General features: G+C 45.8%; 10 protein-coding genes. All 10 read right to left on the bottom strand.

Going from position 1 to position 13244, the window contains the following annotated elements; genetic code table 11:
* Positions 1-40: 40 nt before the first annotated feature.
* Positions 41-808: a WecB/TagA/CpsF family glycosyltransferase gene (locus AC19YQ_RS20525; RefSeq protein ID WP_500595822.1), complete on the bottom strand. Its 768-nt coding sequence runs from the start codon at positions 806-808 to the stop codon at positions 41-43.
* Positions 801-1997 carry a glycosyltransferase family 4 protein gene (locus tag AC19YQ_RS20520; protein ID WP_500595821.1) on the bottom strand — a complete coding sequence of 399 codons (1197 nt, stop codon included), beginning with the start codon at positions 1995-1997 and terminating at the stop codon, positions 801-803. Before AC19YQ_RS20520 ends, AC19YQ_RS20525 begins: the two co-directional genes overlap by 8 nt.
* Entirely contained in the window at positions 1990-3165 is a 1176-nt protein-coding gene (locus AC19YQ_RS20515; RefSeq protein ID WP_500595820.1) for a glycosyltransferase, read from the bottom strand. Before AC19YQ_RS20515 ends, AC19YQ_RS20520 begins: the two co-directional genes overlap by 8 nt.
* Before the next feature lie 125 nt (positions 3166-3290).
* Positions 3291-4265, bottom strand: a complete 975-nt coding sequence (locus tag AC19YQ_RS20510) for a glycosyltransferase family 2 protein (RefSeq protein ID WP_500595819.1) — start codon at positions 4263-4265, stop codon at positions 3291-3293.
* Positions 4262-5584 carry an O-antigen ligase family protein gene (locus tag AC19YQ_RS20505; protein ID WP_500595818.1) on the bottom strand — a complete coding sequence of 441 codons (1323 nt, stop codon included), beginning with the start codon at positions 5582-5584 and terminating at the stop codon, positions 4262-4264. The genes AC19YQ_RS20510 and AC19YQ_RS20505 overlap by 4 nt, the downstream gene beginning before the upstream one ends.
* Before the next feature lie 74 nt (positions 5585-5658).
* Positions 5659-6780, bottom strand: coding sequence for a polysaccharide pyruvyl transferase family protein (locus tag AC19YQ_RS20500; RefSeq protein ID WP_500595817.1), 1122 nt, complete (start codon positions 6778-6780; stop codon positions 5659-5661).
* A gap of 17 nt (positions 6781-6797) precedes the next feature.
* Complete coding sequence (locus tag AC19YQ_RS20495) at positions 6798-7781, bottom strand: nitroreductase family protein (RefSeq protein ID WP_500595816.1); 984 nt, start codon at positions 7779-7781, stop codon at positions 6798-6800.
* 14 nt (positions 7782-7795) lie between these two features.
* Complete coding sequence (locus AC19YQ_RS20490) at positions 7796-9277, bottom strand: MATE family efflux transporter (RefSeq protein ID WP_500595815.1); 1482 nt, start codon at positions 9275-9277, stop codon at positions 7796-7798.
* Between the two features lie 755 nt (positions 9278-10032).
* Positions 10033-12261, bottom strand: coding sequence for a polysaccharide biosynthesis tyrosine autokinase (locus tag AC19YQ_RS20485; RefSeq protein WP_500595814.1), 2229 nt, complete (start codon positions 12259-12261; stop codon positions 10033-10035).
* Between the two features lie 40 nt (positions 12262-12301).
* A complete protein-coding gene (locus tag AC19YQ_RS20480; protein WP_500595813.1) occupies positions 12302-12742 on the bottom strand; it encodes a low molecular weight protein-tyrosine-phosphatase in 441 nt (146 codons plus the stop codon).
* Positions 12743-13244 lie beyond the last annotated feature (502 nt).

The following is a 13244-nucleotide window of genomic DNA, read 5'->3' as shown; positions in this document are numbered from 1 at the left end:
CAAATCAATGAAGATGAAGCTACGAGCGGCTTGATAAGGACTAAAAGCCCAACAATTGCCGTCCCGCATAAAAAATAAACAGGCTGTTAGTTACCAAGTAACGCTTCCACAGGCGACGGGGTTCGCTGCATACCCGGTGGAACCATTCCAAGCCATTGCGCTGCATCCACAGCGGCGCACGCTGGATTGTGCCGGCATGATAATCAAAAGCGGCACCAACCCCGACCATCGCCGCATTAATCCGCCCGCGATGCTCAGCCATCCAATGTTCCTGCTTTGGGCAACCTAGGCTGACCCACACGGTGCCAGCGCCTGAAGCGTTGATGGCTTCAACCACAGCAGCATCCTCTTCGGAAGTAAGCTGACGATAAGGTGGTGAGTAGGCCCCGGCAATCTTAAGCCCTGGGAACTGAGCCAACAGCTTGCGCTGCAGAATGTCCAAGGTTTGCTGCTGCCCACCGTAAAGGTAGATCGATTCGTCACGCTTAGCCGCTTCAGCGCAGTAGCGCCACATCAGGTCGGGGCCATTAATTCGCTGCTGGCTGGCTACGCCTAGACGGCGCATCAGCCAAGCAACGGGCGCACCGTCCGGCGTGGCCATATCAGCCTCGCGGATAACATTTGCAAAGGACTTGTCCCGCCGAGCCGTGACCACCGAATGCACATTACAGATGCATACATAGCGGCTTTGTCGCGCAGCAGCCCAGCCTGAAACACGCGACAGTGCGGCGGGCCAGCTAATAGAGTCTATGGGGGCACCTATCACCGGGCTTAATGCCCGTGAATCGTTGCGCGCTTGCTTATCCATTGCGAGAAACCTCGATAGCCTTGCGATATATCTCCATCAAAGTGGCATAGTTAGCCTCTTCGGTGTACTTGCTTTCAAATTCTGCACGTGCGCCTTGGCCTAGTCGCTCCAGCAATCCCGGAGCTTCCCAGGCCGAGCGCACCTCATGCAAAAGCGATTGAGGATTGGCGGGCCGGAAGACTATCCCGCTTTTGCCGTGCTCGACGATGGAGGGGAGAGGGCCGATATCGGAAACCGCAGCCGGTGTACCGAAAGCGAAGGCCTCGCGTACCACCATCGGAAAGCCTTCAAACCACTCAGATGGTAGGATCTGCAAACGAGCATTGGCAATCTCAGCTTGTGCATTTTCCGCTGAAAGCTGACCAAGAAAACGAACAGGCAATCCGGACGCCATTCGTTCCAGTTCAGGACGCAACTCACCATCACCGACCAGTCGAAGTTCGGGAGCCCCCTGTCCCCAGGCTTGCCAGGCACGTATCAGATTGATAACGCCCTTTTCTGCTGTCAATCGTCCGGCAAACACCACATAGGGTTTGCGTTCGGGCCAAGCTACAACAGCTGGATTGCCTGGATAGAAATTAGGTTTGACATGAACTTTTTCCGCCGGAAGCCCTGCCTCGATCATTAGTTCGCGTTGGAATTCGGACAGGCAGATGAAGGCATCTACCTGATTCGCCCAGGTCCCCAGTACGCGGTGCAGGGCCACATTTAGAGCCAACGGCAGCGTGGCGGCCCGGCTTCCGCGATAGCAGCCGTGGATCATGGCCGGCACGGGTGAGCGCTGGTCGAGGCATTTAGTGCAGACCTGGCCGTCACGCATCGGGATGGCTGCAGGGCAGAAAAGACGATAATTGTGTAGAGTTAATACCCGTGCAGCACTTTTGCCAATCGCGTGGAAGATCGCCGGGGACAACAGCGGGAACGTATTGTGGACATGGACAATATCCGGTCTAAATTTATGAATTTCCTGCCGGATTGATTTAGCCATCCACGGGTTCCACGGTGTTGCGAAAGCGCCATAGATAGTTCCCAAAATACCCTGCACATGAATCTCATCGCTCGCTCTAGAGAACTCGCTGACTTCATTGCCATTTTTGGTCAATAGTTCTTTTTCTACGTTAAATACTTGATTCTCGCCGGATGGTGCCCCCGTCTTATAGAAATTGTGGGCGCAAATCACTTTATACATTTTTGGCGTCGAGAGTATGTGCGAAGAAGTCTGGAAAAATGGATGCCATACTTTGTGGGATTTGTGATAATTTGTAATTTTTTACGGTCCTTATGCTTTCCGAATTGACAGGTTCAAGTGCAAGGGCAAGAAACATGTGCTCGGAAAAAATATCCGGGTCTCGTTGGTCTACAACAAATCCGTTTATACCATTCGTAATCATATCTGAAACGCCGCTGACATTGGTAGATACTGCCGGCAGTCCACAAGCCATGGCTTCAACAAGTGCGGTGGGCCAGCCTTCAATTTTTGATGTGAGCAGAAATACATGAGCTGAATTTAGTGCTTTCGCAATATCCTGTTTTTCCAGAAAACCAGCAAACCTAACATGTGAAGATATCTTAAGTTCGTCGGTGTATTTTTCTAGATCTTTCCGGAGCTCACCATCCCCAATTATTAAAAGTCGGGCGTCTCCGAATTTTTCAAGGTAACTCTTGAAGCTCAAGAGCAAAAATTTTATATCTTTTACCAAGCTAAGTCTACCGGTAAAAACGAAACTCGGGATTCCAGTTTTTAGTTCTTTTGGTGGATTGAATACTTGATCGTCAAATCTGGTTGGGAATTTTTCTATCTGTTTGTTTATATTATAAAGTTCTTTGAAACGAGTGATATTTTTACTGTCGGCAGCGGCTGCTATATAATCAGCCTTAGATACGCTCGAAAGGTATCGTATCCATAAAGATTTCTTTATCGCTGACGCCCACCAAAACCTGGAATTATCCAGAGGGTTTTCAACTCCATGCAGAAAATGAAGTATTTTGAAGTCTTGCCTTCCTGCAAAGAGCATCAATGATTCAGGTGCATTTGTTAACAAATACGACAAGCAATCAGTAAATATATTTGATTTGTATCTCCATAGAGCTATAAGGAAGCTTGCTCTGTTGGGTACTATCGAAGGTTTTATTGCGCCATTGCTATACCTCACCGGAAAAAAATCGACTGACTTTCCTTGAATTTCTTTTTTTTGCCACTCACCAATTTTGTCAAGAGGGTCGGTAGTTATCCCAATTAGTTTGAACGTATCTTCCGGAAACGCTTGTATTAGTTGGCAGCAGAACGTTAATTGTCCTCCTTTAGGATAGTTGATAAAATTTCCAGCTTCAACTAGGTATATTGAAGAATTGGTCACTAGATTAAACCTCGTGTGCTTTGGGAAAGCTCTTGAATAGCTTTGTTTCGCTCCCCCTTCGATGTTACAGCGCGGCGAAGAAATGGAGGCCGCAGCCAGTGCGCGAGAGCATTGGATATAACTTGTTATAAAATTCTTATCGAATCAATGTTTCTTTCAGGATCTCCAATTTTTTTTGGTATTGAGCTTAGAGATGCAAGCATCGACAAATTCCAAGAGAAAATTGAGTAGACGGCACTAGTAAAACTTCTGCTTTTTATGGATATCAATAAAAAGATAACAATCCAAATTAGGAGGAGATTGATCATGGCTTGGAAACCAAGAATTGGTATTAACATTAAATTTAAAAAATTAATGGAGAACGGGAGTACAACGAACCACTCGCGCAATAAAACTCTCCACCACCAAGGTTTCCCAAGGGAGCTTTTAATGAATACACCATTTGCTGCAAGCCGCCCATTACGCAACGAACGCCGCATTAGCGTTGTGGTACTTGCTTTGTGGCCAGTGTGAAAAACAGAAACCTCTGGAAGGCGTGCAAGCTTCCAGCCTGCTGAGTGGAGGCGAACTCCTAACTCAGCTTCCTCACAAGCTTTCAAGTCAGGATTGGAAAAATAACCTACAGATATAATTGCTTCTCTTCGGTATAAGCCGCCGCCACCGAGGTAGCTTACAAAATGTTCTGACTCTATCGTTTTGTAAGTATCTGCTCTTTTTTGGTCTGAAATAGATGTAATATCTGTATCTTTTAGTATTCCACCAACGCCAGCAACGTTTTCATGAGATATAAGGTAGTCAATTGCTTTTTGCAAGAAGCCAGTTGCAAATTCCATGTCGCCGTCAATTAGATATATAAAGTCGCCAGTAGATTTAAGGAATCCCAACTGAGCAGCAGCGCCGCAGTTGCGGTCTTTTATGCTGGAGAATTGATAGATGGAAATTGGGTATTTTTTTGCGATCTCAACAGTATTGTCGGTTGATATCGAGTCTATGAGAACAACTTCAGCATCATAATTTCGAGTAGTATTTAATATTGACTCGATGCAGTTTGCTATTTTTTCTTCTTCATTAAGTGCTTTTATTATGATTGATATTTTCATGATGGAATTTGGTTGTTATGTGCATAATGAATAGGAACAGCTTTGATGATCTTCGATTTTCTACTAACAGATTTGCCGTATAGAGGTTTTCTTTTGTAAATCCATAGGAGATATAAAAGAACCCCTCCCATGGTTATATTCCATGACTGCGTGAAAAAGCTTAGGGGTAATACAGATACCGTGAATCCCATAAGGAGTGCGTAGGAAGCTGCAGAGAAATAACTTGTTTTCTTGCTTTCAAAAAAACGTTGTTTGAAAGATTTTAAGCACTTAACTGTGAGGAATATCCAAATGTATAGTCCGAACGGGCCAAATTGGGCTAACGTAGAAAAAGCCCCCGTGTCTGCAATATTATATCGCGGGTCCGAAGTAAGTATGTTATTTATAACCCCAGTCGGTGACATTGATCCAACACCCAGGCCATAGCTTTCAAGATAAATCTTAAAAGCATGTTCAACTGAATCTATTCGGATTCCGATATTGCTCGATTTGTCGTCAACGGACATGGACATCAGTTTTTCGATGTACTGATCGAAAATGGTAGGGATTAGAATTGAGCCCAATACTGAAGATACACATATGGTGGCAAAAACTTTTTTCGATAATCCGTTCAAGTAAAGAAGCATAACTGAAGCAACAAATATTGCAATAAGTCCGAGCCGGCTCTCCATGACTAAAACCTGTGTTAAGAAAAGGAGGAGCGCAATCGCAATAAGTGCTTGCCTCTTTATAAGGCTCATTTTTCCGCAAATTATAAGGGAGAGCAATGCTATGATGCCAAATATTACTTCGTTCTTCAATATTACAATCCTTCTTTTTTCGTCGATAAATGAAGAAGGACGAAAGTAATCGTTTAGAAAGTCAATAGGTTGAATCCTGTCAATAATAAGTAGGGTTGAGACTATTATCGCTATAGAAATGAATGTTATAGATAGCTCGCGCTCTTGGATGTCTAAAAGATAAAAGGCATAAAAAATAAATAAAGGCGCAAAGGTATATAAAGACGGCAGCCAGTCAGTCGTTGGTTTGGGAAATATAACGGTTGCCGAAATGGCGGACACAATAAAAATTACAGCAAACACAATAATTGGGTAGTAGAAGTATTTACTTTCTTTGAATTTGTTTTTTAACGCAAGTTTTGCTAATGCGCAAAAAAAAGAAACAAAAATAAGTGCAGAGTATAGCCACGAAGCTAAAACTTTATCTAGTCCGATTATCGAGGTGATTAATCTGTCGGATTCCAAAATGAGTAGAATGGTAAGTGAAACATTAAAGACACTGACCTTTTGGAGATGGTGGCGATCTTCTGTGATATTCATAATTTTGGGTTGAAAGTATTCTTTTTCAAAAAATGAAGCTGGGATTGTTGAGTATTTTATACTAGATGCGGTTACTAACCCACGTCTTCGAGATTTTTTCTTAGGAAGTCAAGTGATGATGTTTTGTAGCTGTCGAGAAGACGGTTTACTTTGTACCAGTCGATACATTGAAGGCACTTGTTTTGAGCGTCTTCTTGGCTTGCTATAAGCCTGTCTTCGAGATCGAACAGTTTAAGTAGTGATTTGAATCGAGCGCCGCCGCGCTCAGTATTCGAAAATACTAAAAATGGCTTGTTGAATATGATGGAAAATACACAGCCATGAAATGAGTCAGTCACAATAAATTCGGCATCATTGAAAGCTTTTATCCAGTTTTCGACTTTAGGGAAAGTGTAATCATCTAAATTTTTATGGCTACCTATTGAAAGTTTGACAGAAGGCTGGCTGGTGAAGGGAATGAGGTTCAGGGTTTCTGCTATTCTGGTGGCAACTTCATTCTTGTTTATGTCGCTATCCAGATAATAGGTGAATAGCTTTGAAGGATTTTTGGAGGTTATAGTTATGTTGAGTCGCGAAAGGTAATCTTGGGAGGTTAATAATAGTGTCGGGTCTAAGGTTAGCTCGGCAGAAACGCGAAGATATTTACTGCAAAGTTCAACTCCAGAAGTCTCTCGCACGGAAATGGCGTCAAGTTTCTCAGCTAGTTTCTGACATTCCTGTGTTTGTTCTTCGTTGTACTCCCAATGATCTACTCCAAATGAAGATGCGTAAGATATTTTTTTAATTTTGTCATTATTTAAAAAGTTTAGATAGTAATCTAATATATTAGGAGAATACATTGGTCTCCAGGTTTGATCGCTACCGACAATAACCGCATCGTAATTTATTGTTTCAAAGTGTTTTTGCAGTGCACTTGTGCTCAACAAAGGTTCTGACCTTGCGATGCGGTTTTCAATAAATTTTTGCGTATTTTTGAAGATGATTGGAAAATGTCTTTCAAAATTTATAGGGGCATTTCGCTTACCTACAGCTTTTAGAGCGGCCCTGTAACCAAGGCGGGCCAGTTTGTATGCTGCGCTGGGGGCTTTGGGCTGGCGGTCTATGGTTACAGGCTCATGCCCCATGTGCTTGAGGACCTGCTGCAAGGCCCAAGCTTGCATGATACCACCGTAGTTACCACCCAGTGGTTGGGTCATTATGGCGATTTTCATACTCAGTGAGGCCTCAATACTTGCTGAAGTTGATATTTTTCTGATTGTGCAACACTGAACGAGTCTTTGAGATTTCCCGCCGCGATCATCATTATCAGTTTCTCATGGTTTGGTATTTTTGCGGCGGTTTTCAGCTTCTCCTCCTTGTAGAAAGGCATGCATGTATTCAATGGGCATGAGCCTAAACCTGCTGAATGCAATGCAAGCATGAGGTTCATCGATAATAATCCGCCATCAATAAATTGTTGATTATGTTCGTAGCGGGTAAATGCCTTAGTATTCCCCGTAACAATCAATAGTTTGTCTATGCTCTCTGTAAAACCCGCATTACCGTTCTGGTAGCTCAATAGATCACTTATCATTGATCTATTATTATAATAATGAACTATCCAGCCTTGTCGGTTACACACCGAAGGTGTATTCAGGCTTGTCGAAATTGCTTTACGTATAATTTCATCATCAACCGGGACGTTGCTGAAGTTCCTGACACTGTGTCTGCACGATAAAAATCTTTCGTAATTTTCTAGCGAAAATTCTCCCCACATTTTTTTATTTAGGTGTTTGAGTCCACCTTTGGCTTCGGGGGGGGCCTCACTTACAAAATTAAAAAGATTGGTAAGAAAATTATCAGGTAATATTTCTTTCTTGGTGTTATGGAACGAAATGTACTCGCGTACTGTGTCGCGAACTACTTTTGTTATGTCGTCTTTGCCGTATTGACTTTCGTAGTGTCTTGTTTTCTTAATTAGGTCAATGATTTTAGGCTGCCCAAAAGCAGGTCTAGGAGTTGGTAGCGCGAGTCCCTTCTCAATAATGTGGCAATGCTTTGCAAGGTAGTATTTTAGTTTTTCTCGATCTGTTCCAGGTGATCTGTCGCTAAACGAATATCTCAAATGCAAGTACATGCTGTGCATTATCGAGCAAACTTCACCAACAGGTGTTCTGAAAAAAAACAGTTGATATATTTTATTTCTTAACCAAGCCACGAATTTTTTCCATTTCAGAGTTTTTGTTTGATACTCATGATGAGTTTAGCTATCTTTGATCGTTCTTTAGCGGTAACTCCTATTGTCGCAATAGCTAAAAGAGAAATCACTACAGCAGAAAAAGCGTTTAATATTAATTCACTTATACCTGATGCTTGCGTAATGTTGAGTGCGTAGGCGGCAGCTATTGCGACTATGGACATGCAGGCGGATCGGACAATAACTTTTATGAAGTAGTCCATAGCCATAAGTTTTACCAGGCTCCTCAGGATAATCAGTCTGGCTATAAATGCCACCAAACTGATACCTATTGTTACTGCAAGCACTATTTCTGGTTTTTGCCATTTTAGAAGAGCTAGATAGCTTACGGGTAAGTTCAAAAGCAAAATGCCACCAATTATGATCTGGTACGATTTTATTTTTCCGGTTGCATTCGCCGAAGTCATCAGCGGGCCAGCGAAAGAGTCAATCAACGACGACACAATTGTCAGCTGCAGGAAAATAGCTGAATAAGGTGGAACCTCTACTAACCAGATTCCCATCAATGCTTCTGTATTGAGCAATACTGGTAAGGCAAGCGTAAAAAGCAAAAAGAAATTGTACTTCGACGCAAGAAGCACAAGGCTGTGCATCTGAGCCATGTCACCACTGGCGTACAGCTTAATAATTTGTGGGTTGATCGCTGCCTGTATATTTTGCACAAAGCTATTGAGTGCGCCATTAGCCTGTGACGCAATGCTTTTTCCAGCATTTATGCTGGGTCCGAAGAACATATTGAGCAGTACATTGCTGCCCTGACCTGATAGTGCAGCAGCTAGGTTTCCCCAAGTGCTCCATGCAGTATAGCTGAGCATGGCGCGGAATTGCCGAGAGTGCCATTGCCAATGTAGCCGGATTTTTGGGAACAGCAACGAGTTAGCGCTGGCGTATAATGTAAAAGTTATGAAGCTTACCGCTAATAGCAGGAATGCATATGCAATCAGTTTGTCGCTATCGATGTGTTGCAAAAGTATCACTGCTACCAGTCTGATCAGCACATCCAGTATGCCGATGGCTGCAAAGACCCCCATACGCTCATGGGCCATTAGCATTGCCGTGAAGGGCACCATAACCACGCTGACCACGAAACTGACAACGGCAAGATGGTAAGCCGACAAGGCCGCCCCCATGCGCGCCTCAGGAATAGTCAGCTGTGTGGAAACAAACCAGTAACCTGCCGTTTCTGCTAGGAGCGCAATGCAGAGGGCGAGTAGGCTATGAATCACCACGCTGGTGTTGAAAATTCTGTTCAGGTCCTTTCCGCCAGACTCTCCAAGGTCGAAAGCGAAATAGCGCTGTGTGGCGCTTGTCATCGCACCCTGCAGGAAACCCAGCAAGGCGACGAATCCGGCTACTACCTGGTAGATACCAAAGTCCTCGATACCTAGTACATCCAACACCACTCTCGATGTATACAGGGTTACGGCCATGGCCAGCAACATGCGCATGTAAAGCATGGCTGTGTTGCGTAACATACGCTTGTGGTTACGGGCTAACATTGTTTCAGCATGACTCGATTACTCGTGGGGTATTTACAAAGACCTTGGTGATGCTTGCCTTATAGCTCCTGGCCTTCAGTTCTTTATGATCCACCAGCAGCACGTTCACTTCATGGGGGCTAGGTCAGTCGATGTCCTTGCATAGCAGCGTGAAGGGGCGTCTTGATCAGGATCTTGAGGTCCAGCCAAAGGTGTTGATGAAGGCGAGGTCGAGTTCGGCGCGCTTTTCCATCTTATCCAGGGTTTAGTTCTCGCCGCGGCAGTCGCTGATAGAACCAGGCCGGCTATGCCGGGCTCGATGCGGTGGGCGAGGACTGGCTAGGGGCCGGTCCAGTAGTTTGGGCTGGAAGTTCCCGGTTTTGACGATTGCGGTCTTCCGGCAACGGAAAGCAAAGATTGACCGTCCGTAACCCGGCTTCCACGGCGCGACTGGGTTGCTTGCAATAGACCGGTGAGGCTGGCAGCGCAAAGCTGTGTAATGGCATGAACAAGATGTAGAAGGGTTTGCGGATGCGCGTACACCAACTGATAAATTAAGTGGGGTGTTGATCAGGCAAGCTACCGCCCCAGGATTACATACTAGTCCCTGAAAGCGGCTTTATTTATTGATATGTATGATTTATTGATATGTATGTATCTTATGTTGCACATGTAGCAAGTGAGCGGCTCCAGAGCTTCAGGAGCGCTTGGTATAATTAAAAACAGCCCAGTGATTAAACGCTGTCTGATTTATATTCGTAGTTGTAATAACCATAAGCACCATAACCGTATTTAGCGGAGGCACGTTTTTCTACTCCATTGAATATTGCGCCTTTCAAGTCAATGCCATTTTGCGCGAAGCGACGAATGGTCAATTCAATTTCACGGGCTGGGTTTAGCTCAAAGCGGATTACGATCAAGCTGGTGCCAGACTGGCGACCAACAATGGCAGCATCGGTCACGGCGAGGAGTGGTGGCGTGTCGAGAATAACCAGGTCATACAAAGCACTAACTTGTTCCAGAAAGGCACTGAAATTGCTATGCATCAACAGTTCGGATGGATTGGGTGGTATTTGGCCGCGACCGACAAAATCAAGGTTTGCGACAGCGGTTTTATGAATAGCAGTGGTCAGGTCGCAACGTTTCGCCAGAAGATCCGACAGCCCGTTTTCAACCGGTACTCCAAATACTTTATGTAGGTATCCTCTGCGCATATCCACGTCGACCAGGAGTACGCGCTGACCGGTTTGCGCGACGACAGCGGCGAGGTTGGCCGAGACGAAGGTTTTACCGACCTTGGGGCTGGGACCGGAAATCATCAAGCGGTTGTTGTCTGCTTCAAGCATTGCGAAATGCAGGCTGGTTCGTAGGCTGCGCAGGCCTTCAATTGCCATGTCTGTGGGATGACTAGCAGCCAACAATGGCGTAGCGTTGTTGGGGCGCCCGCGACCGCGGGTATTTTTTTCGTCTTCCACTTTCTGCAGCATGCTGAGTGGAATCGCGGCATACACCGGCAAACCGAGTTTTTCGATTTCAGCTGGATTTTCCACGCCGCGGTTAAGGGCTTTGCGGAACAGTACCAGTGCAACACCCAGGAAGGCACCAAAAAGGGTCGAAATGAGTACGATCAGGGCTTTTTTCGGTTTTACCGGATCTCGCAGGTCCACGTCCGCGGTGTCGATTAAGCGCACATTGCCGACAGTACCGGCACGCATGACGTCCAGTTCCTGGGATTTGTTCAGGAGTTGGGTATAAATGTCGGTGCTGACTTTCAAGTCGCGAGTAAGGCTTAGCAATTCCTGTTGTGTTGTTGGAAGGCCCTCGACTTTTTTGGCCAGGCCATTTTGTTTCGCGGTCAACTCGCCTATCTGACTTAGCAATGCCCGGTAGGCCGGGTGTTGTCGGGTGAATTTTCGATCCATTTCAGCTTGCTGCAGTTTGAGCACCGAGATGTTGGTATCGAGGGCCACGATCTGGTCGAGAATGGCCTTGGCTTCCAAGCTGATATCAATGGATTTGCTGCGAATCTGAAACTGATTCAGCGCAGTTTCAGCTTTTTCCAGGTCCTTACGGACCTGGGGCAGTTGATCTTTGAGAAACTCCAGGCTCTGCGCGGCTTCGGCCGAGGTTCGCTCAATGTTTTGCCGTACATAGACCCTTGCGATTTCATTGAGGATTTGAATAGCTTTTTCGGGAGCTTTGCTTTCTAGAGCCAGCCCGATCATTCCGGATTCTTTACCGCGCTCTGCTACATCCAAAACGTTTTGATAATTTAAGATACTAGTCAAGCGCCGCATACGGACAACGTTGAAGATTGTGCCTGGGTTGGCTTGCAGCGCTTCAACCTGCAGCTTGATGCCGTCCTGGTAATAGGCTTGACCCACCTGTCCTTTGACTAACAGGTTGTCGTCTTCATCGAGTAGGGTAAAGTTGCCCGCCTCACGGCTAACCAGGGTCAGTTTCTTGCCCTGCAACTCTTGTGGGAGCTCGAGTTCGGAGATCGTCAGGATTTCGCCCCCCCAGGCAAAATTGTTCATGCCAAACCAAGGGCTGGCGACGGTGTGGTCCGCGTCTGCTTTGAAGTGACGGGCAATAAAGTTACCCACAAGCGGAAAGCGATTCGGCTCGATTTCAAGGTCCAGGTTCAGATTGTCGACAGCGGTGCCGATGTTGACGCGCGACTTGATCAGTTCGATTTCTGTGGCAGAAGGGGATTCCTTGCCTAACATGCTGCCGACGTCGGAGAAACCCAGCATATCATTTTTCTTGGCTTCGACTTGGATCAAGGCTGTCGCCCGATACACCGGGGTGGCCAACATTGCGTAAGCAACCCCTGCGGCCATGAAGACAACGGTTATCACGGCAATCAACCATTTATGATCGAGCAGCGTGCCCAATAGCCCCATCAGGTCTATTTCATCATCAACGTTGTCATGGGGCGTTAAATCGGGTAACTGCTGCATAAGTCGGTTCTATCTTCTTCGCGGTATTCTGGGAGGTGGCTCAGCGTGCAAGACGCTTGGCCCATGCGTGTACGGCTGTTTCAATCAACGCATAAGCATGCAAAAAAGCAGGTTTGCCTTGACGGTATGGATCCTTGATTTCACGGTCGTCCTGCCACTTGCCCAGCAGGAAAATTTTCCCTCGGGCCGCCGGCGCGATGCTGAGGATCGCGTTGATGTGCTGGTGTTCCATCACTAGGAACAGATGAGATTCATTGATGGCTGCCGAGGTCAGTTGCGTGGCGCGATGGTCGTGCGAGATGTGACCATGTTCTTCAAGGACACTCAGGGCAGTAGCATCGATGGGACTATTCTTGAGCGCGTGAAGGCCTGCGGAGCTAACGACAATGTCTGTCGATTCCAGGGCAGTGCGCAATAAATTTTCGGCGGTGGGGCTTCTGCAGATATTGCCTATGCAGACAACCAAAATTTTCTTAAACAAGACAACTTCCTTTATGCCGTCAGTGCTCGCCCGGGAGAATCAATTCGCCACTATTCGGCCTGCTGTTGTTTACCGATGAACAACAGTTTCCAAGGGTAATGGTCAAGTTGTTTCTTTTTCATGACAGCGTGCTGGAATGACCTCTCTTTGCAGAGACCCTGGTCAGACGTGCCTCAGCATTTGCCATGATATACGAATTTACGATGGTGAAAAATTCTAACTGCGAATTCCCCGCAACAGCAGCCCCTAAATTATAGCTAGCATACCTTGCAAGCTGAGTCAGCCGGCAAGAAGAGGCAATAGATAACAGTTTTACATTAAGCCTGACGTAAAATAACATTTGTCATTGCTTTGATGCCTGAGGCCTACAGCCTGTGCTAAATGCTAAATGCTAAATGCTAAATGCTAAATGCTAAATGCTAAATGCTAAATGCTAAATGCTAAATGCTAAAAGCACATGGTCCAATTCATATTCAATGACGCTTAACGTGCTTGAGTGCTC

This window comes from Pseudomonas sp. MF06569 (assembly GCF_059862735.1).
Note: the sequence above shows the minus strand (reverse complement) of the source record. Positions and strands in the feature narration are given on the sequence as shown.